We start from the raw sequence: 19919 nt of genomic DNA on the forward strand, positions 1-19919 counted from the left end.
GATCACAGGACGTGCGTCAGTAACGTCCCTTGGCGAAGGAGAATAGCATGGGCGTGTCCCGCAAATGGTTTTCATCATCCGGCTCCGGCCCGCATGAAAAGGCGGGAGGGCAGGTCACGGCGGCCATTCTGTCGCGGGCGCTGATTGATGCCCAGCTTCTTTTGATGATCGCGGCGGAGCGCGGCATACAGCTTGACCCGAGAATCATCCGGACCATTCTTGCAACTGAAGACGCCTTTGAAAAAAACCTCATAACCCCTGAACTTGCAAGCAGTTTCTGGTTGGCATATGAAGCCTTGTCGCGGGCTTTAAGCCCGATTTCCATTGACAGCATCCGCGCCACTCATGATCTGGATCGGCTGAAACCCGGACTGATCGGCTCCCTCAAGGGCCGCAGCAGCGGGCCGTTTACAAAGAAATCGGTTTTCCATTACAAGCTGCTGGCGCTGGTCACGCTGGTCTCATTGATTATCCTGCAAATCTTCTGGTCCGTCGGTAATAATCTGGTGACCGATATCAAAGGCCAGACAGACCGCATCGCCTCGATGCAGGCCCAGCTTCTGGCGCTTGACAAACCGGCAGGCGGCTCTGGCGCCCCGACCTCGACACAGGCGGAAAGGGAACAACTGCGTGAGCAGATTTCTTCTCTCAAGAACTGGCGGGATGCCGAGATTATGGAGCTTAAAGGCTGGAACCGCATGTGGGGCCGAATATTGCTGATCGACCGGACACGCATGGACCGCTCCGGCTATGGTACTTTATCAGATGAAGCACAAATCCATATCCACTATGTTTCGGCGCAATATATGTTGCATGCCATTTCGGCCTATCTGCTGCCGGTCCTTTATGGCCTTCTCGGCGCATCCTTTTATGTGCTGCGCCAGCTACCGAAAGATATCGAAACCCTGACCTTTTCGCTCAATTCGCATATTGAATACAGCCTGCGTATTGCGCAAGGACCGCTGGCCGGGATCATGGCCGGCTATTTCTTCACCAATGCCCCGGCGGAGTTGCACTCTCTCACGCCGCATGCCTCCTCCCTCTCCAGTCTGAATGACACCGCGACCAGCCTGGTTGATTTCAGCCCGCTTGCTATTGCATTTCTTGCCGGTTACAGCGTCGAGTTAATCTTTTATGTGATCGAGCGGATCATCTCCGCCGTCACCAATGCTCCGGCCACAACCGCCACGCCGCCCGCAGCGGCAGCGCCTGCGTCCATTCGCAAGGCAGAGGCGCCGCCCCCAGACAGCAAAGAGAGTGTGGCGAGCGGCAATAAGAGCTGAAATAGCTCAAATGCCTCACCCCGCCCTGATTTTCGATGGAATCACGCCGCCCGCAAAAAAATTAACGTTATGTTAAGAGTTGCGGGCGGATGATAAAATGGTCCAAGGTTGATCGAAGCTGTTTTTGCCCCTTCCACCCTCCCCTCTAAGGCAAAGGCGGCTTCGATTATCCCGCGTCGCGGGACATCTTTAAACCGGTTCGATATCACCCTGTTCCTGCAAGGCATAAAAGTCGAGCGCAAAATCGGCGAGCTGTCCCGCCGCGATCGCCGAGCGCATCCCCGCCATCACATCCTGATAGTAATGCAGGTTATGCCAGGTGAGCAGCATCCCGCCCAGCATCTCCTTCGCCTTGAACAAATGATTGAGATATCCGCGCGAATAGTTGCGGCAGGCCGGACAGCCGCAGTTTTCATCCAGCGGACGCGGGTCATCCGCATGACGCGCATTGCGCATATTGATGGTGCCATAGCGGGTAAAAGCCTGCGCATTACGGCCGGATCGGGTTGGCAGGACGCAATCAAACATGTCTATCCCCCGCATGACGGCACCGACGAGATCATCCGGTTTACCGACACCCATCAGATAGCGGGGTCTGTCCTGTGGCATCGCCGGGGTTGTAAACTCCAGCGTGCGGAACATTTCCGCCTGCCCTTCTCCGACCGCAAGCCCGCCAACGGCATAGCCATCAAAGCCGGTTTCAGAGAGGGCGGCCACGGATTCAAGGCGCAAATCCTCAAAGGTGGAACCCTGAACAATCCCGAACAGGCCATAACCCGGCCGCAACTCATATGCATCCCGCGACCGGGCCGCCCAACGCATGGAACGGCGCATGGAGCTTGCCGCCACATCATGTGTTGCCGGATAGGGTGTGCATTCATCAAACGCCATGGTGATAGTGGCATCAAGATCATTCTGTATCTGCATGGAGCGTTCGGGCGTCAGTTCGAAGCGCTTGCCGTCGATATGGGATTTGAAGGTAACGCCATTTTCGTCAATTTTGCGCAGTTCATTCAGCGACATCACCTGAAACCCGCCGCTGTCGGTCAGGATCGGACGTGGCCAGTTCATAAATTTATGCAGACCGCCGAGGCGCTTCACCCGCTCTGATCCCGGGCGCAGCATCAAGTGATAGGTATTGCCGAGCAGAATATCGGCCCCCGTCTCGCGCACCGCCTCCACCGTCATGCCCTTCACCGTAGCCGCCGTTCCGACGGGCATGAAGGCAGGCGTACGGATATCCCCATGAGCGGTTTTCAATGTACCGCGCCGCGCTGCGCCGTCGGTCGCATGAATGGTGAAGTGGAAATCGTCTGTCATGACTTCGGATATAGCAGCGAACAATCGCCATAGGAATAAAAACGATACTCTGCCGCAATGGCGTGGGCATAGGCGGCCTTCATGGTTTCCAGCCCGGAAAAGGCAGAGACGAGCATGAACAATGTTGATTTGGGCAGATGGAAATTGGTGATCAGCAGGTCAATGGCGCGAAAGCGGTATCCCGGCGTGATAAAGATATCCGTCTCCCCCTCAAAGGGATGGATCACCCCCTGTTCATCGGCCGCGCTTTCCAGAAGCCGCAAACTGGTCGTCCCGACCGAGACGAGACGTCCGCCATTGGCCCGTACCGCATTCATCTTTGCCGCCGCCGCCGCGGTGATAAAGCCGCGTTCCGCATGCATCCGGTGATCGTCCGTATCGGCCACCTTCACCGGCAGGAAAGTCCCCGCCCCCACATGCAGTGTCGTCATGACGGTTTCAATGCCGCGGGCCCTGAAGGACGCCATCAGTTCTTCGGTGAAATGCAGTCCTGCCGTCGGCGCCGCCACCGCCCCTTCATCTTTCGCAAAGATCGTCTGATAATCGCGGCGGTCCTGCTCATCCACGGCGCGCTGGCTGCTGATATAGGGTGGCAGGGGAATCTCCCCCACCTCCATCAGCTTTTCCATCAGTTCCGGCCCCCTGTGAGAGAAGGCGAGCGTCACCTCGCCGCCCGCGAATTTTTCTGAAACCAGCGCATGAAATCCATCACCGAACTCTATGATATCACTGATTTTCAATTTCTTGGCAGGTTTCGCGAAGGCCCGCCAACTATCGGCGGAAAGGGTTTTATGCAACGTCACTTCAATCTTCGCGCCGCGCCGCGCGCCCCGCAGCCGCGCCGGGATCACCTTGGTATCGTTGAAGACCAGCAGATCTCCCGCCCGCAACAGATCCGGCAGATCGGCGACGGTATGGTCCGACAGCCCGTCCGCGACGCACAAAAGTTTCGCGGATTCGCGGGGGGTGGCCGGTCGATTGGCAATGCGTTCCGGCGGCAGGGTAAAGTCGAAAAGGTCAACGTCCATAATCTAAACGCAAACGAACGGCCCGGCATGCGGACCGTTCGCGCCCAAAAAAAATGACAGGGTAAAATCAGTCGACGTCGGCCGCCACCTTCAGGCTGACGATACGGTCCGGATCATTGACGGCACCATTGTTCATGGCATTGCCCTTCTTGATCTTGTGCACGGCATCCATACCCTCGACAACCTGTCCCCAGATGGAATACTGGCTGTCGAGATGCGGCGCCCGGTCAAACATGATGAAGAACTGGCTGTCACCACTGTCCGGATGGGCCGCCCGCGCCATGGAGCAAGTGCCTTCCACATGTGCCTCGCCGGAGAATTCAGCCTCCAGTTTTTGACCCGAGCCGCCTGTGCCGGTACCATGCGGGCAACCGGTCTGCGCCATAAAGCCGTCAATCACCCGATGGAAGACGATCCCGTCATAAAAGCCGTCCCGTGCCAGCTCCTTGATACGGGCAACATGGTTCGGCGCCAGATCGGGGCGCATTTCGATGACAACGCGGCCATCCTTCAACTCGAGATACAGGGTATTTTCCGGATCGCGTGCCATATATTCTCTCCTTCATGTCGCGAGACTTATCCTCGCGATTTCTGACAATTATTTGGATTTGCTCCGAATGAACTCAACCCGCTCGACAATTTTTTGCGCGGTGGTCGCCGAGACAAATTTACGGATATCCCCGTCCAGCATGGCGATTTCCTTGACCAGGCTCGACGCGATAAACTGATGCTGGTCAGAGGCCATGAGGAACACAGTCTCGATTTCGGAGTTCAGGCGGCGGTTCATGCCGACCATCTGGAATTCATATTCAAAGTCGGACACGGCGCGCAAGCCCCGGATGATGACGGAGGCACCGACCTCTTCGGCGAAATGCATCAGCAGGTTCTGGAACGGGCGCACGACAAAGTTGGTCCCGGGAAATTCCTCGGTCATCTTGGCGACCATATCGACCCGCTCCTCGACCGTGAACAGTGGATTCTTGCCGGGATTCATGGCAACACCGATGACCAGCGTATCCACCAGCTTCGACGCCCGGCGGATAATGTCATAATGCCCGAGAGTAATGGGATCAAACGTTCCCGGATACAGACCTACTCGATTTTTTGACATGACACGTCCTCTCTTTTCTCGCTACTTCTCTGCGTTAGCTTGCCTGATCTGTCAGTTCCATAATATGTCAGCCATTCCCGCCTTCATCGGCAAGATCGGCCTCCTCGGCGACGTCATCTTCTGATTTTGATTCTGCGAGCGATGTCACCGACACCACCTGCTCCCCTTCTGCGGTCTTGAACAGGGTGACCCCCTGCGTATTGCGCCCGGCAATGCGGATATCCACCACCGGGGTGCGGATCAGCTTGCCGCCGTTGGTGACCAGCATGATCTGCTCATCCTCCGTAATCGGGAAGGTGGCCACCACATTGCCATTCCGGCTGGATGTTTCAATATTGATAATTCCCTGCCCGCCGCGGTTTGTCACGCGATATTCATAGGCGTTGGTCCGCTTGCCATAGCCATTTTCAGTAATGGACAGCAGCACTTCCTCTTCCGCGAGCAACGCCTCATATTGAGCCGTATCAAGCCCCGCATAATCCGTCACAGCGCCCGTTTCATCAATGGATTTACGCGCTTTCAGGTAAGCATCGCGGGTTTCCGTATCCGCATCCATGGATTTCAGGATCGACATGCCGATCACACTATCGCCCTTCGCCAGCTTCATGCCGCGCACGCCACTGGAATCACGCCCTTTAAACAGACGCACATCCGTCGCCTTGAAGCGGATACATTTGCCGCCCTTGGCCGCCAGCAGCACGTCGGAGTCGGGCGTACATATCTGCACGCCGATGAGCTGATCGTCCTCATCCAGCTTCATGGCGATCTTGCCGTTTGATTTCACATTGGAGAAATCGCTGAGCTGATTGCGGCGGACATTGCCCTTGGCCGTCGCGAACATCAGCTCCAGATCGCCCCAGCTTTCCTCATCCTCCGGCAGCGGCATCAGGGTGTAGATCACCTCCCCCGGTTCCAGCGGCAGCAGATTGATGATGGCCTTGCCCAGGCTCTGCGGGGAGCCGAGCGGCAGGCGGTAGACCTTCAGCTTGTAGACCCGACCGAGAGAGGAGAAAAACAGCACCGGCGTATGGGTATTGACGACGAAGACCTGCGTAACAAAATCCTCATCGCGGGTCTGCATCCCGGCACGTCCCTTGCCGCCACGGCGCTGCGGCCGGTAAGTGGAGAGCGGCACCCGCTTCACATATCCCTTGTGGCTGACGGTGAGCACCATATCCTCGCGCTGGATCAAATCCTCGATATCATGCTCGAACTCATTTTCCTCGATCAGCGTCCGGCGGGGAACGGCATATTTCTCTTTCATTTCCAGCATTTCATCGCGGATAATGCCGATCAGGCGCGGGCGGCTGGAAAGAATATCGAGATAATCGAGAATTTTTTCGCCAAGGTCCTTAAGTTCATCGCCGATTTCATTCTGACCAAGTGCCGTCAGGCGTTGCAAACGCAGGTCAAGGATCGCGCGCGCCTGCGCTTCCGACAGGCGATAAGTGCCATCCTCTCCGATCATATATTCGGGATCATCAACCAGTCGGATCAGTGGCGCAACTGTCTCTGCCTGCCAGTTGCGGGCCATCAATTCGGCGCGCGCTGTCGCCGGATCGGGCGCCCGACGGATCAGGGCAATCACCTCGTCGATATTGGCAACGGCAATGGCGAGGCCGATCAACACATGCGCCCGCTCCCGCGCCTTGCCGAGCAGATATTTCGTCCGGCGGGAGATGACCTCTTCGCGGAAATCGAGGAAGGCTTCAAGAAGCTGTTTGACGTTCAGCAGTTCAGGCTTGCCGCGATTAAGGGCAAGCATGTTGACGCCGAAGGAGGTTTGCAGCGAAGTAAAACGGTAAAGCTGGTTCAGCACCACTTCCGCCATGGCCTCGCGCTTGATTTCGATCACGACGCGAACACCATGCCGGTCGGACTCATCGCGCAGATCGCCCACGCCCTCAATCTTCTTGGCCCGCACCAGATCAGCAATCTGCTCGACCAGCCGCGCCTTGTTGATCTGGTAGGGGATTTCACTGACGATCAGCGCCTGACGGTCTTTGCGGATTTCCTCCACATCGACCTTGGCGCGCATGATGACGGAACCCCGCCCCGTGGTCAGCCCGCTGACGGAGCCGCTGCGCCCCAGAATGATGCCACCGGTCGGAAAATCGGGTCCCGGAATATAGTCGATCAGCTCCTCTACCGCCATTTCCGGCTTCTCAAGAAGCGCGAGCGCGCCATCAATCACCTCGCCGAGGTTATGCGGCGGAATATTCGTGGCCATGCCGACGGCGATGCCACCTGCGCCATTGACCAGCAGGTTCGGATAGCGCGCCGGCAGAACAGATGGTTCGCGCTCGCTATCATCATAGTTGTTAACGAAATCGACCGTTTCCTTGTCGATATCATCAATCAGGCTTTCCGCCGCCTTTTCCAGCCGCGCTTCGGTGTATCGCATGGCGGCGGCCTTGTCGCCATCCATGGAGCCGAAGTTGCCCTGCCCCTCAATCAGGGTGAGACTCATGGAGAAATCCTGCGCAAGGCGCACCATCGCATCGTAAATCGCGCTGTCGCCATGCGGATGATAACGACCCATCACGTCACCGACGACGCGGGCCGATTTGCGGAACGGCTTGTCAGAGGTATAGCCGTTTTCATACATCGCGTAGATGATGCGCCGGTGCACCGGCTTCAGCCCATCGCGCGCATCGGGAAGCGCGCGCGACACAATCACGCTCATGGCATAGTCGAGATACGACCGCCGCATTTCCTCTTCGATAGTGATCGGAACGATATGCTTGTCAGCAGGCGGCTGGGTTACTTCGCTCAAGGCAGACTTCCTGAATAATCCTGGGGCTAACGGGCTCAACCCGATAGAAAAACAACGGGAAACTCCCCTTTTTCCGAAGCACCGGAAAGGGTTGCCCTGTTCTACAAGAAATCCCCCCCCGGCGCAACCTCTAGCACCCTTATATTAGCGCCCCGCTGCATCCGGCAACGCCGACCGATACGGGTCTAGAGCGCCGCGCTGTCGAGCGCCTGCTGAGCCGCTGATCCCGTCGGCCGATGGCGGACGCGTCCCGCCCCCATCCGATGGAAAAGATCGGTGATTATGCCGCTTGCCGTCTTCTCGAAGAGAAAAGGGAAAACCGCATGAAGGGCTGCGCAGATAGCGGCAAGAAATAACCGGAATGCGAAGGAACCGGACATCTCCATATGCTCCAGATAGCTTTCATTGACCGATGCGGGATGGCCGGTGAAATGTTTCAGCATGATCCTATTCCTTGTTCCGGGGCGACAGCTTTGTTATGCAACAAGGATATAATGACAGAGAATCATGAAATATTTATCCTATATTGTCATACAAAAGCAAAAATTTGAAACATATGTTTCTATTTTTTAATTATTAGTGTAATTATTTTTCATGGATGAACTGGATCGCAAAATCCTCTCCCGCCTGCAACGGGACAGCCGTATTCCCATCGCTGAACTGGCGGAGGAAGTCGGCGCTTCGCGCACCGTCTGCTGGCGCCGCATCAAGGCGCTGGAGGAAACTGGTGTCATCCGCGGTCAAGTCGCTCTGCTCGACCGGGGCAAGCTCAACCTTCCCGTCACCGTTTTTGTCGCCATCAAGACGAGCCGCCATGAGGCCGACTGGCTACAGAAATTCGCGGCGGTGGTGGAACAGTTCCCCGAGATAACGGAGTTCTACCGGATGAGCGGCGATGTGGATTATCTTCTCAAGGTAGTGGTGCCCGATGTCGCCGCCTATGATCGTTTTTACCAGCGGTTGATCCGCCGCATTGATCTTTCCGATGTCAGTTCAAACTTCGCCATGGAAGAAATCAAATTCACCACCGCCCTGCCCCTGCAAAATATGTAAGCAGCATAAAAAAAGCGACCCGAATTGGGTCGCTTTCCAAGGGGCGCCTCGCCGTCCAGCACGTCGTTCAGAACGGGATATCGTCGTCGAAATCACCGCCCATGCCGCTGCCCGCCGGGCCGCCATAGCTACGGTCATTGCCACCGGAAGCACCGCCGCCAAATCCACCCCCTGAGGAGGACCCGCCGCCAAAGCCGCCGCCCTGCCCGCCACCGGCGCTATCCAGCATGGTCAGCGCGGAATTGAAGCCCTGCAACACAATCTCGGTCGAATATTTGGTGATGCCGTCCTGCTCATACTGGCGGGTCTGAAGCTGCCCTTCCAGATAGATCTTGGAGCCTTTCTTCAGATACTGTTCCGCAATCTTGCAAAGCCCTTCGTTGAAAATTACGACGCGATGCCATTCGGTGCGTTCCTTGCGGTCCCCGCTCTCACGATCCCGCCAGGATTCAGATGTCGCCACACGCAGGTTACAGACGGGCCGCCCGTTGTTCATATAGCGAATCTCCGGATCCGCGCCGAGGTTTCCAACAAGAATGACTTTATTAACGCTGCCCGCCATGGTGTTATCCGCTTCCGATTCTGTATGTCGCAAAAAATCCTGCCAGACAATAACGTGCAACGACGGCTCTGGCCAGTGCTTTTCGACCAGAATGCCGACCGTGAACAAAGTGAAAACATTTTTTTGGATTGGCACTGGCATTTTTCGCCCCGACCCGATAAATTCCGCACCAGTTTCATGCTTAACGTCAGGTATATGATCCGAATGCAGAAAATTCTCAGCATCCGCGGCGCCCGCGAACATAACTTGCAGAATGTGAATATCGATATCCCACGCGACCAGCTTGTCGTGATCACCGGGCTATCGGGTTCGGGCAAGTCGTCGCTTGCATTTGACACCATCTATGCGGAAGGACAGCGCCGCTATGTGGAAAGCCTGTCCGCTTATGCGCGGCAATTCCTGGAAATGATGCAGAAACCCGATGTAGATCATATCGACGGCCTAAGCCCCGCCATCTCTATCGAGCAGAAAACGACATCAAAGAATCCCCGCTCCACCGTCGGCACGGTGACGGAAATCTATGATTACCTGCGCCTGCTCTATGCGCGCATCGGCGTACCCTACTCCCCGGCGACGGGCCTGCCCATTGCGAGCCAGACCGTCAGCCAGATGGTTGATCAAGTCATGGCCATGGGCGCGGGCAAGCGGCTTTACCTGATGGCGCCCATCGTTCGCGGCCGCAAGGGCGAATACCGCAAGGAATTTCTCGATCTCAGGAAGCGCGGTTTCCAGCGCGTCAAGGTCGATGGCGAAATCTATGATATCGAGGAAGTGCCCGAACTCGACAAGCAGATCAAGCATCATATTGACGTGGTGGTTGATCGTGTTGTCCTCAATGACGAGATACAGGGGCGCCTTGCCGATTCCATCGAAACGGCCCTCGATCTCGCCGACGGGCTGTTTGCGGTGGAGGATGCGGATAGCAAGGAGCGGTCCATGTACTCCTCCAAATTCGCCTGCCCCGTCTCCGGTTTCACGATCGAGGAAATCGAGCCGCGCATTTTCTCCTTCAACAACCCCTATGGCGCCTGCCCGTCCTGCGGTGGCCTCGGCAGCGAGATGTTCTTCGACCCCGAACAGATCGTCCCCGATGTGACGCTTTCTTTACGTGACGGGGCAATTGCGCCCTGGTCCCGCTCCGCCACCCCTGCGCCTTACTATATGCAGACGCTGGAAGCGCTCGCCAAACATTACGGCTTTTCCACAACCGAACCTTGGGAAGGTCTGTCTGAGGAGCATCAGAAAGTCATCCTGTTCGGTACGGGGGATGACAAGGTGCAGATCACCTTTGATGACGGTCTGCGCACCTATAAGACCAACAAGCCATTTGAAGGCGTGATCCCCAACATTGAACGCCGCTGGCGCGAAACGGATAGCGCCTGGGTGCGGGAGGATCTGGAGAAATATCAGGACAAAACCAGCTGCTCCAAATGCAGCGGGTATCGCCTGAAAGAGGAAAGCCTGGCTATCCGCATCAATAATCTGAACATTGGCGAGGTCTGCGAAAAATCCATTCTCGATTCCCGCGAATGGTTCGCCAACCTCGCCGGCGTCCTCTCGGAAAAAGATCTGTCCATCGCTGAGCGGGTTCTGAAGGAAATCAATGAACGACTTGGCTTCCTCGTCGATGTCGGGCTGGAATATCTCACCCTCTCGCGCGCATCCGGCACCCTGTCAGGCGGAGAGAGCCAGCGTATCCGCCTCGCCTCGCAGATCGGCTCGGGCCTGACCGGCGTTCTCTATGTGCTGGACGAGCCCTCCATCGGGCTGCATCAGCGGGATAATGCGCGGCTGCTCAAGACCCTCGTCAACCTGCGCGATCAGGGCAACAGCGTGATTGTTGTGGAACATGACGAGGAAGCGATCCTGACCGCCGATCATGTGGTGGATATGGGCCCGCGCGCGGGCCGTCACGGCGGCCGCCTGATTGCGCAAGGGACGCCGGATGACATCATGAAAGCCCCCGAAAGCATCACCGGCAAATATCTTTCCGGCGAAATGGAAGTTCCGCTGCCCGCCGCCCGTCGGGAGATCAAGGAAAGCCGCCAGATCCGCATCATCGGCGCACGGCACAACAACCTCAAACGGGTCAATGTGAATATCCCGCTCGGCACCTTTACCTGCGTGACCGGCGTGTCGGGCGGCGGCAAATCCTCGCTGATTATCGAAACCCTCTACAAGGCCATCGCCAAGAAGCTGAACAACAACCGCAACCATCCGGGCCCGCATGACCGGATCGAGGGCATTGAATGGCTCGATAAAATTGTTGATATCGACCAGTCGCCCATCGGCCGCACCCCGCGCTCCAACCCCGCGACCTATACGGGAGCGTTCACGCCGATCCGCGAATGGTTCGCCGGTCTGCCCGAAGCGAAGGCGCGCGGCTATAAATCCGGCCGCTTCTCCTTCAACGTCAAGGGGGGCCGCTGCGAAGCCTGTAAAGGCGACGGCGTCATCAAGATCGAGATGCACTTCCTGCCTGATGTCTATGTGCAATGCGACGTCTGCAAGGGAGAGCGGTATAACCGCGAGACGCTGGAAATCAAATTCAAGGACAAGTCCATTTCCGATGTTCTCAGCATGACTGTGGATGATGCGGCCGTCTTTTTCAAGGCGGTCCCGGCGGTGCGGGAAAAGTTTGAAACCCTGCAGCAGGTTGGTCTCGGTTATATCCAGGTCGGGCAGCAGGCGACGACCCTCTCGGGCGGTGAGGCACAGCGTGTCAAGCTGGCGAAGGAGCTTTCCCGCCGGGCGACGGGACGCACCCTCTATATCCTGGATGAGCCAACCACAGGATTGCATTTTGAAGATGTCCGCAAGCTGATGGAAGTGTTGCAGGCGCTGGTGGACTCGGGCAACAGCGTGCTGGTGATCGAGCATAACCTTGAAGTCATCAAAACCGCCGACTGGGTGGTTGATATGGGCCCCGATGGCGGCGATGCCGGGGGCTATCTCGTGGCCGAGGGCACACCGGAAATGGTCGCCGAGGTGAAGGAAAGCTATACGGGACGATATCTGAAGGATATTCTCGCCAAGCGACCGCCCGTGCCACAAGGCGGCACTGAAGATGCCCCAAAGGCCCGTAAGAAAAAAGCCAAAAAGACGAAGGCAGCGTAATGATAACAATACCCTCGAAACCCGTTCACGTTATCGGCGGCGGCCTTGCGGGGAGTGAAGCAAGCTGGCAACTCGCACGGGCGGGCGTACCTGTCATTCTGCATGAAATGCGCCCCGTCCGTAAAACCGATGCCCATCTCACCGATGGGCTGGCGGAGCTGGTGTGCTCCAACTCCTTTCGTTCCGACGATGCGGAAAATAACGCCGTCGGCCTGCTGCACCGGGAAATGCGCGACCTTGACTCCCTGATCATGGAGAGCGCCGATATCAACCGCGTTCCGGCGGGCGGCGCGCTCGCCGTGGATCGCGTCGGTTTCTCTGACTATGTGAATGAAAAAATCACATCGCACCCGCTGATCACCCTCACCCGCGAAGAAATCACCGATCTACCGCCCACCGACTGGGGATCCGTCATCATCGCGACGGGGCCGCTCACCTCCGGATCGCTGGCGGAGGCCATTCATGCGGCAACGGGGGCCGATGCCCTTGCCTTCTTCGATGCCATTGCGCCCATCGTCTATAAGGACAGCATTGATTTCGATATCGCCTGGTTCCAGTCCCGCTATGACAAGGGAGAGGGATCAGACTATATCAACTGCCCGATGACAGAGGAGCAGTATCGCCATTTCATCACCGCCCTGCTGGAGGGCGGCAAGACGGAATTCCGCGACTGGGAGAAGAACACCCCCTACTTCGACGGCTGCCTGCCGATCGAGGTGATGGCGGAGCGCGGCCCGGAAACGCTGCGCTTCGGGCCGATGAAGCCGGTCGGTCTCACCAATCCGAACAGTTCCGACAAACCCTATGCGGTTGTCCAGCTTCGCCAGGATAACAAGCTCGGCACCCTTTATAATATGGTCGGCTTCCAGACCAAGCTCACCTATGGGGAGCAGAAACGTATTTTCTCCACCATTCCGGGCCTTGAAAAGGCGGAGTTTGCCCGCCTTGGCGGGCTGCACCGCAATACCTTTATCAACAGCCCGGAAGTGCTGGACGGGCAGCTTCGCCTCAAAAATCACCCGCATATCCGCTTCGCCGGGCAGATCACAGGGGTGGAGGGGTATGTGGAAAGCACAGCCATCGGCCTCATTGCCGGGCGGATGGCCGCCGCCGATATTCTGGGCGGGCAGTTCCTCCTGCCCCCGGTTACGACGGCCATGGGAGCCATCCTCGGCCATATTACCGGCGGGGCGGAGTCCAGCAGCTTTCAGCCGATGAATGTCAATTTCGGCCTGTTCCCGCCCCCGGAAGGCCGGATCAGAAAGAAAGACCGCAAACAGGCCTATACGTCCCGCGCCGCCGCAGACTTCACGGAGTGGGCGAACGGAAATTCATCTGCCGTATGAAACTACGGCCAGCAGACGCGTTTTCAACATCCGGTAACCATTTGTATACGATATTTCCCTATCATCCCGGCCATGGGCAAGGCTGATCATATTCCTGTGGGGATGTGAGTGGACAGGATCGTTAATGAGCAACATACGCGAAAAACAGGTGGATGCCCCCGAAAAATCGGGCAAGAAGGCGTCAGGCAAGCGCGATCCCAGCGTATATTTTGCTTTTGAGCACAAGATATTCGGCGTTGAAGGCGCCTATTTCGCGCTGACCCACGACACCAAGGAGCCCTGCTATTTCGTTAATCTCGGGGAGATCAAGGGCGCGATTCCCACACGATTTTTGAGCAAGGAATTCGGAATCGATCCGAAAAGCTCCGATGCACAGCTTCTCGTTACCATCGACAGCGCGCTGAAATATGTGCGGGAAATCCGCCCCAATGATTCCATCCCGCGGGAATTGCTGGATGGTTCCGCCTCCTGGACCATCGATGACATCCATAAGGAAATTGCCCGCGGACGCATCACCGTACAGCTCATTTCCTGGCTCAGCGGCAATGAGCAGATTGTTCTCAATATCCGCGAGCTGGAAGCCATTTCAAATGATCCGGAAACCAAAAACAAGGTACAGCAGGCCTTCCGCGATATTGCCCAGAAGCTGGGCATTCGCAGTGAGGATGTGACGGCGAAGATTGATGATGTGGTGCGCGAACTCGCCTATATTGAGGCGCTGCGCGATTATTATAACAAGATCAGAAAGATCGCGACCAATCTCGGCCGCCTCGCCAGCATCTATAAGCGGGATCGCATGACATCGGAAGAGATTAACCGCATGCAGATCCTGATCGAACCGGTGATCAAGAAATTTGACCGCACCTTCATCGAAATTGACGCCCAGACCTGCGAAATGATGGTGATCCTGAAGAATTTCCAGCCCACAATCAGGACCATCCGCCGGGCGCGTGACGATCTTCACCAACGTTTCATGATCTGGAACGATATGGTCGAAAAATGGGACGGCACCATTGTTGAGGAAGGGCCTGTCATGGAAAAGCTGCTCAAGCAGACCTATCAGTTTCTCGCCCGCAATTTCATGCAGTCACAGGCCTGGCGGCTCAGCAATATGTAATTCGGCTTCCCCTAGCGCCCCGTGGCAAGGGCGATAATCTTGCGTACCGCCCCGACATCAAGAGCCGGATGCGCCGGATCATATCCCGCCTTTTCCAGCCGCCGCAGGTAAAGCGATGTCAAAGAGGATAGCCGGTAATAGGGTCGCTCGGAGCGTGGCCGCGCCTTCACCTGCTGCGCCGCTGCGCGCTGCTGATCTCGCGCCAGCACGCCAAGGTCATGGACAATGGCAAAAAATATCTCGCGATTATCACGGATAAGCAGATTGTCCGCCGTGAGGCCCTTTGCTTCAATCATCTCCCCCGGAATATGCAGGACATCCTGCCGCACATGATAGGGGATGGAGCGAATCATCCCCGCAAGCGCATAGGCCTGGCCAGTGTGCCGCGCCACGGCAAGCCCGGCGTCCGTCTCATCTCCCCAAAGGCGGAAGATCAGCCCGGCCAGCAAGCCGCCGGTCGCATCGGCATAAGCGAGCCAGTCTTCTTTCGTGCGAAAGGGTACGGCATCGAGATCGGCCGCGCGCGCATCCACCATCTGTCGAAACTCTGCAATCGGCAGCCCATAGCTTCCAATCACCCCGGCCAGCCCACTGACTACCGGATGCTCGGGCGGGGTGTCTCCATTCGCGATTTTCTCCAGCGCCTCCCGCCACCATTGCAGGCGGATCTCGCCGAGCAGCGGTTCCGATACCGTTTCCCGAATGCGGGCAATTTCCGCATTGAAGGCAAGCAGCGTAAAAATCGCCTCCCGCGCCGCTGCCGGGGCGAACAGAGCCGTCAGCCAACGGTCATAATCATACCGTCTGGCCTCATTGACTATATACTGATCCTGCTCATGTTCCTCCACAGTTCCCTCGCCTTTTCTATAGAATCATTATAAAAAACTGGAAGCGCGCCTAAAATCGTATATATCTGTATGGATAGCGATATGCGAGTTCTTTCCCCGATACGGGGCTTGAATTTCCACGGGATTATGAACTGAATATTGACCAGTAAATTGGCAAGAGGAATATTATGGCTTTCGAACTTCCCCCCCTTCCCTATGAAAGAAACGCACTGGCTCCGCATATTTCGGAGGAAACGCTGAACTTTCATTACGGAAAACATCACAACACCTATGTGGTCAATCTGAACAATCTGCTGGGCGAAGACAGCCGCTCGCTGGAGCAAATCATGAAGGATACCGCCGGCGATACCGCCAAGGCCGGCGTCTTCAATAACGCCGCGCAGGTCTGGAACCACACCTTCTATTGGCACTCCATGAAGCCGAATGGCGGTGGCAAACCAACAGGCGCCATTGCCGACAAGATCAATGCGGATTTCGGCTCCTATGAGAAATTCGCCGAGGAATTCAAAACCGCCGGGGCCACGCAGTTCGGCAGTGGCTGGGCCTGGCTGGTTCTCGACGGCGGCAAGCTGAAGGTCACCAAGACCGGCAATGCCGCCTGCCCGCTGACCGATGGCGCTACACCGCTGCTCACCATGGATGTGTGGGAGCATGCCTATTACCTGGATTTCCAGAACCGTCGTCCGGACTATATCGCAACCTTCCTTGACCATCTGATCAACTGGGATTTCGCGAATGAGAATCTCGCAAAGGGCTGATCCGCCTGGATGCGATTTTATGAATGAAGAAGGCGCCCATAAGGGGCGCCTTTTTTATTGCTGAATAGCACACCGAAATCGGGCGGCGCCTCACACCGCGATCAGAGCGGCGGCCACCTGACGGCGCTCCAGCAGCAGGACGTTATAGGTGCGTACCGCTGCGCCGGTGCTCATGGCGTCAATCACCACCCCTTTGGCCCGGAAAGCAGCGCGAATATCCTCTTCGATAAAGACCATCGCCTCCCCGCAGCCAATCAGCAGGATGTCCATGCCGGATGCCTCGTCCAGCAGCGCCGACAGGCTGTCCAATTCAAGTGCCGCAATATCGCCAACCGGCCAGGAAGATGTTTTTTCCGGGCGGATCAGGACCGATCCCTCATAGCGCACGCCACTGACCCGGAAGCCGCCGTCGCCATAACTGTTGATGAGTTGCTGCCCTTCCCGCGGAAGGCCGGATATATCCTGCATGACGCCTCCTTAAGCGGTGCGTGATCAGTTCTTTTCTTCGATTTCGGCGTCCGTCCGCTCCGCCCCGGCGAAGCCGCCGTCTTCCTCCTCTTTCTGATGCTTGAGGCCGAAGAACATCAGGATCGGCGAGGCGACGAAGATTGATGAATAGGTGCCTATCAGAATACCGAAGATCATGGCCGCCGCAAAGCCGCGGATCACTTCACCCCCGAAAATATAGAGCGCGCCGAGCGCCAGCAGGGTAGTGAAAGAGGTCATGGTGGTGCGGGACAGCGTCTCATTGATCGACAGGTTGATCAGATCCGACACCTCGAGTTTCTTGAACCGGCGGAAATTCTCGCGAATGCGATCATAAACCACGACCGTGTCATTAATCGAATAGCCGACGATTGTCAGAAGTGCCGCGATCGACGACAGGTTGAATTCCAGTCCCGTTATTGTGAACATGCCAATGGTGATGATCACATCATGGACAATCGCAAGAATGGCCGCCACCGAATACTGCCATTCAAAGCGGAACCAGATATAAACAAGCATGGCGAAGACGGCGGCAATGACAGCCTCGATCGCCACGATTACCAGCTCGCTGGACACTTTCGGGCCAACAAATTCGACACGGCGATAGGAAACATTTTCTCCATAATCCGCGGCAAGCTGCGCCTTGATACTATCCATCGCCGCTTCCTGCGCGGAGGCATCCCCTTCCTGCCGCTGAACGCGGATCAGGATATCCGTATCACTGCCGAAGGTTTGCAGCGCCACCTGCCCAAGACCGAGATTGCCAAGTGCGCTGCGCATTGCGCTTAGATCCGGCGCCTTTTCCAGCCCGACTTCCATCAGGATGCCGCCCTCAAAATCGATACCCTTGTTCAGACCAACGGTAAAAAACGCCCCGATTGATCCAAGAATGAGAACCGCCGACAGCATCAGCGCCATCAGCCGCACCTTCATAAAGGGGAAGTTTGTGTTTTCCGGTATGAACTTGATTTTTCTCATCGCTCCGGCCCTTTATATCTCAAGTGCTTTCGGCCGCTTGCGCTGCAACCAGAACTCAACCAGCATGCGTGTCAACAGAATTGCCGTAAACATGGAGCTGAGAATACCGATCAGCAGCGTCACCGCGAAGCCCTTGATCGGCCCGGTTCCCATCACGAACAGGATCACGGCGGCAAGGGCGGTTGTGACATTGGCGTCAATAATGGTGGTGAAGGCGCGATTAAAACCGGATTCAACCGCATTCAGCGGCGTTTTCCCCACCCGGATTTCCTCGCGGATACGCTCGAAAATCAGTACATTGGCGTCCACCGCCATCCCGATGGTCAGCACGATACCGGCAATGCCCGGCAGGGTCAGCGTTGCGCCCAGCACCGAGAGAACCGCCATGATCAGGAATATGTTGATAGCGAGAGAGATATTCGCGAACACGCCGAACAGGCCGTAATAGGCGATCATGAAAATAGCCACTGCGACGATGCCGATAATCCCTGCGATTTCACCGGCGGCAATACTGTCCGCACCCAGATCCGGCCCGACGGACCGCTCCTCTAGAATATCAAGCGGCGCAGGCAGCGCGCCCGCCCTTAGCAGCAGGGCGAGATCCTGCGCCCCCGCCACATCGAAGCCACCGGTAATGACGGCAGAACCGCCCAGGATCGGCTCATTAATGCGCGGGGCACTGACCACTTTGTTATCGAGGACGATGGCAAAGGGTTTGCCGACATTTTCCGATGTCGCCCGGCCAAACTGCTTGGCGCCAAGGCCATCAAAACGGATGGAGACAACGGGTTGCCCCTGCTGGTAGGTGGCCTGCGCATCCTCCAGATTTTCGCCCGACACCATCACCCGGTTCTTGACCACATAACTCCGACCGTCTTCCTCGATAGCGGGCAAGCGTTTAGATCCCGGCGGCACCCGTCCCGCCGCGCCAAGATCGGCAGTGAGATCAACCAGATGAAAAGTGAGCTGCGCCGTTTCGCCGAGCAGACGTTTGACCCGATCCGGATCATCGACGCCGGGAAGCTGGACGAGAATGCGATCCTGCCCCTGCCGCTGAATATTCGGCTCATTCACCCCCGTTTCATCCACGCGGCGGCGGACAATCTCGATGGACTGATCGACAGCCGCGCTGAGACGCGCCGTAATCGCCGCCTCGCTCGGCGTCAGGGTGACCAGGCCGCCCTCGTCAAAGGAGATGACGACATCGCGCTGCCCGTTCGGCATGATATTCGATAGATCGGCAAGCCGTTCGCGCGCCTTGGCCTCATCCGCCGGATCGCGCAAAGTGAAGGAAATGACATTGCTGTCATGCTTGAGATCCCGATAACCGACATTATCGCCCTGCTGGCGCAGGCTGTCGCGCACCGCATCCACCAGGCTTTCCATCATTTTGAGCTTCACAGCCCCGGCGTCCACCTGCAACAGGAGATGCGATCCCCCTTGCAAGTCGAGGCCAAGGTTGAGCTGCTTCGTCGGCAGCCAGTCCGGCAATCCGCTGAGGCTGGATTTGCTGACAAAATTCGGAAGTGTGTAGATAACGCCGAATGCGCAGACGAGCAATACGACGATTATCTTCCACATGGGGAAGCGGTTCATGGATCAGGCCGTCAGTTACTTTTTGAAAAGTTTTTTGACCGGGTTCTCACCTTCGGGCTTGTCGCCCTCCGTCTTGTTCTCATCCGCTCCGGCTGCGACCGGCTCGGTCTTGCTCTTGACATCGGCAAGCGTCGATTTCACCACATCGATGCGGACTTCGGGTGCAATCTCAATCTGGACCACGTTATCATCCCGCACCTTTGTCACCTTGCCCATAATGCCCCCGGCAGTGACCACGCTGTCGCCTCGGCGAACCGCACCGATCATTTCGCGATGCGCCTTTGCCCGCTTCTGCTGGGGCCGGATGAGAAGAAAATAGAATACGACGCCGATCAGTACCAGCGGCAGAAGTTGGGCGAGTCCTTGGTCCATTGTTATCGGTCCTTTGGTGCGATATCTGACAATGGGCGGTCCTGTCTCCGCCCTGTTAATGACTGAACGACTTTTATCTTGTTCTTGCCCCTCAATGCAAGCTGCAATCAGGAATATGAGACATTTGTGAAGCGTCCCCTTCCCTGCGCTGACCGGAGCGCTTGAACA

Annotated in this window: 18 protein-coding genes; 6 read left to right on the plus strand and 12 right to left on the minus strand. The window is 56.9% G+C overall.

What is annotated here, in order from left to right:
• Window positions 1-47 precede the first annotated feature (47 nt).
• Window positions 48-1283, plus strand: a complete 1236-nt coding sequence (locus tag CMN55_RS13315; protein ID WP_293950302.1) for a hypothetical protein — start codon at window positions 48-50, stop codon at window positions 1281-1283.
• 189 nt (window positions 1284-1472) lie between these two features.
• Here the strand turns inward: CMN55_RS13315 and tgt are convergent, their stop codons facing one another.
• From tgt to CMN55_RS13345, 6 genes are all read right to left on the minus strand, one after another.
• On the minus strand, window positions 1473-2603 hold the full coding sequence (gene tgt / locus CMN55_RS13320; protein ID WP_293950303.1) for a tRNA guanosine(34) transglycosylase Tgt: 1131 nt from the start codon (window positions 2601-2603) through the stop codon (window positions 1473-1475).
• A complete protein-coding gene (queA, locus tag CMN55_RS13325; RefSeq protein WP_293950304.1) occupies window positions 2600-3631 on the minus strand; it encodes a tRNA preQ1(34) S-adenosylmethionine ribosyltransferase-isomerase QueA in 1032 nt (343 codons plus the stop codon). Before queA ends, tgt begins: the two co-directional genes overlap by 4 nt.
• Window positions 3632-3698: 67 nt before the next feature.
• Window positions 3699-4181, minus strand: coding sequence for a peptidylprolyl isomerase (locus CMN55_RS13330; RefSeq protein ID WP_293950305.1), 483 nt, complete (start codon window positions 4179-4181; stop codon window positions 3699-3701).
• Window positions 4182-4229: 48 nt separating this feature from the next.
• A complete protein-coding gene (gene coaD, locus CMN55_RS13335) occupies window positions 4230-4742 on the minus strand; it encodes a pantetheine-phosphate adenylyltransferase (protein WP_293950306.1) in 513 nt (170 codons plus the stop codon).
• Window positions 4743-4809: 67 nt separating this feature from the next.
• The gene (gyrA, locus tag CMN55_RS13340) at window positions 4810-7518 is read right to left on the minus strand and encodes a DNA gyrase subunit A (protein ID WP_293950307.1); all 2709 of its coding nucleotides are present in this window, start codon (window positions 7516-7518) and stop codon (window positions 4810-4812) included.
• A gap of 185 nt (window positions 7519-7703) precedes the next feature.
• Window positions 7704-7961 (minus strand): DUF6356 family protein, encoded by a 258-nt coding sequence (locus CMN55_RS13345; RefSeq protein WP_293950308.1) that lies wholly within the window; start codon window positions 7959-7961, stop codon window positions 7704-7706.
• A gap of 151 nt (window positions 7962-8112) precedes the next feature.
• Here CMN55_RS13345 and CMN55_RS13350 point away from each other — a divergent pair, with 151 nt between their 5' ends.
• A complete protein-coding gene (locus CMN55_RS13350; protein ID WP_293950309.1) occupies window positions 8113-8571 on the plus strand; it encodes an Lrp/AsnC family transcriptional regulator in 459 nt (152 codons plus the stop codon).
• Between the two features lie 67 nt (window positions 8572-8638).
• Here the strand turns inward: CMN55_RS13350 and ssb are convergent, their stop codons facing one another.
• Window positions 8639-9133, minus strand: a complete 495-nt coding sequence (gene ssb / locus CMN55_RS13355) for a single-stranded DNA-binding protein (RefSeq protein WP_366932068.1) — start codon at window positions 9131-9133, stop codon at window positions 8639-8641.
• A 204-nt stretch (window positions 9134-9337) separates the two neighbouring features.
• Between ssb and uvrA the strand changes: the two genes are divergently transcribed.
• The 3 genes from uvrA (at window position 9338) to CMN55_RS13370 (ending at window position 14713) form a co-directional block, all read left to right on the plus strand.
• Window positions 9338-12250, plus strand: a complete 2913-nt coding sequence (uvrA, locus tag CMN55_RS13360) for an excinuclease ABC subunit UvrA (RefSeq protein ID WP_293950311.1) — start codon at window positions 9338-9340, stop codon at window positions 12248-12250.
• Window positions 12250-13596 (plus strand): methylenetetrahydrofolate--tRNA-(uracil(54)-C(5))-methyltransferase (FADH(2)-oxidizing) TrmFO, encoded by a 1347-nt coding sequence (gene trmFO, locus CMN55_RS13365; protein ID WP_293950312.1) that lies wholly within the window; start codon window positions 12250-12252, stop codon window positions 13594-13596. Before uvrA ends, trmFO begins: the two co-directional genes overlap by 1 nt.
• Before the next feature lie 124 nt (window positions 13597-13720).
• Window positions 13721-14713, plus strand: a complete 993-nt coding sequence (locus CMN55_RS13370; protein ID WP_293950313.1) for a hypothetical protein — start codon at window positions 13721-13723, stop codon at window positions 14711-14713.
• An 11-nt stretch (window positions 14714-14724) separates the two neighbouring features.
• Here the strand turns inward: CMN55_RS13370 and CMN55_RS13375 are convergent, their stop codons facing one another.
• Window positions 14725-15561: a phytoene/squalene synthase family protein gene (locus tag CMN55_RS13375; RefSeq protein ID WP_293950314.1), complete on the minus strand. Its 837-nt coding sequence runs from the start codon at window positions 15559-15561 to the stop codon at window positions 14725-14727.
• A gap of 167 nt (window positions 15562-15728) precedes the next feature.
• Between CMN55_RS13375 and CMN55_RS13380 the strand changes: the two genes are divergently transcribed.
• Window positions 15729-16319 carry a superoxide dismutase gene (locus CMN55_RS13380; RefSeq protein ID WP_293950315.1) on the plus strand — a complete coding sequence of 197 codons (591 nt, stop codon included), beginning with the start codon at window positions 15729-15731 and terminating at the stop codon, window positions 16317-16319.
• 90 nt (window positions 16320-16409) lie between these two features.
• On the opposite strand, the gene CMN55_RS13385 is transcribed toward CMN55_RS13380, so the two are convergent.
• Genes CMN55_RS13385 through yajC form a run of 4 tightly spaced genes read right to left on the minus strand, consistent with a single transcriptional unit; the run spans window position 16410 to window position 19751 of the window.
• A complete protein-coding gene (locus tag CMN55_RS13385) occupies window positions 16410-16787 on the minus strand; it encodes an Mth938-like domain-containing protein (RefSeq protein ID WP_293950316.1) in 378 nt (125 codons plus the stop codon).
• A gap of 24 nt (window positions 16788-16811) precedes the next feature.
• Window positions 16812-17783 (minus strand): protein translocase subunit SecF, encoded by a 972-nt coding sequence (gene secF, locus CMN55_RS13390; protein ID WP_293950317.1) that lies wholly within the window; start codon window positions 17781-17783, stop codon window positions 16812-16814.
• Window positions 17784-17795: 12 nt separating this feature from the next.
• Window positions 17796-19364: a protein translocase subunit SecD gene (secD, locus tag CMN55_RS13395; protein WP_293950318.1), complete on the minus strand. Its 1569-nt coding sequence runs from the start codon at window positions 19362-19364 to the stop codon at window positions 17796-17798.
• Window positions 19365-19394: 30 nt separating this feature from the next.
• Entirely contained in the window at window positions 19395-19751 is a 357-nt protein-coding gene (yajC, locus tag CMN55_RS13400; RefSeq protein WP_293950319.1) for a preprotein translocase subunit YajC, read from the minus strand.
• Window positions 19752-19919: the final 168 nt, after the last annotated feature.

The organism is Sneathiella sp., from assembly GCF_002694385.1.
Lineage (GTDB): Bacteria > Pseudomonadota > Alphaproteobacteria > Sneathiellales > Sneathiellaceae > Sneathiella.

Excerpts from the sequence above, each read along its gene's own strand:
- CMN55_RS13385 (WP_293950316.1), bottom strand. The coding sequence starts at position 16,787 with ATGCAGGATATATCCGGCCTTCCGCGGGAAGGGCAGCAACTCATCAAC.
- coaD (WP_293950306.1), bottom strand. The coding sequence starts at position 4,742 with ATGTCAAAAAATCGAGTAGGTCTGTATCCGGGAACGTTTGATCCCATT.
- CMN55_RS13315 (WP_293950302.1), top strand. The coding sequence starts at position 48 with ATGGGCGTGTCCCGCAAATGGTTTTCATCATCCGGCTCCGGCCCGCAT.
- tgt (WP_293950303.1), bottom strand. The coding sequence starts at position 2,603 with ATGACAGACGATTTCCACTTCACCATTCATGCGACCGACGGCGCAGCG.
- CMN55_RS13330 (WP_293950305.1), bottom strand. The coding sequence starts at position 4,181 with ATGGCACGCGATCCGGAAAATACCCTGTATCTCGAGTTGAAGGATGGC.
- ssb (WP_366932068.1), bottom strand. The coding sequence starts at position 9,133 with ATGGCGGGCAGCGTTAATAAAGTCATTCTTGTTGGAAACCTCGGCGCG.
- CMN55_RS13380 (WP_293950315.1), top strand. The coding sequence starts at position 15,729 with ATGGCTTTCGAACTTCCCCCCCTTCCCTATGAAAGAAACGCACTGGCT.
- secD (WP_293950318.1), bottom strand. The coding sequence starts at position 19,364 with ATGTGGAAGATAATCGTCGTATTGCTCGTCTGCGCATTCGGCGTTATC.
- uvrA (WP_293950311.1), top strand. The coding sequence starts at position 9,338 with ATGCAGAAAATTCTCAGCATCCGCGGCGCCCGCGAACATAACTTGCAG.
- yajC (WP_293950319.1), bottom strand. The coding sequence starts at position 19,751 with ATGGACCAAGGACTCGCCCAACTTCTGCCGCTGGTACTGATCGGCGTC.
- queA (WP_293950304.1), bottom strand. The coding sequence starts at position 3,631 with ATGGACGTTGACCTTTTCGACTTTACCCTGCCGCCGGAACGCATTGCC.
- trmFO (WP_293950312.1), top strand. The coding sequence starts at position 12,250 with ATGATAACAATACCCTCGAAACCCGTTCACGTTATCGGCGGCGGCCTT.
- CMN55_RS13370 (WP_293950313.1), top strand. The coding sequence starts at position 13,721 with ATGAGCAACATACGCGAAAAACAGGTGGATGCCCCCGAAAAATCGGGC.
- CMN55_RS13350 (WP_293950309.1), top strand. The coding sequence starts at position 8,113 with ATGGATGAACTGGATCGCAAAATCCTCTCCCGCCTGCAACGGGACAGC.
- secF (WP_293950317.1), bottom strand. The coding sequence starts at position 17,783 with ATGAGAAAAATCAAGTTCATACCGGAAAACACAAACTTCCCCTTTATG.
- CMN55_RS13345 (WP_293950308.1), bottom strand. The coding sequence starts at position 7,961 with ATGCTGAAACATTTCACCGGCCATCCCGCATCGGTCAATGAAAGCTAT.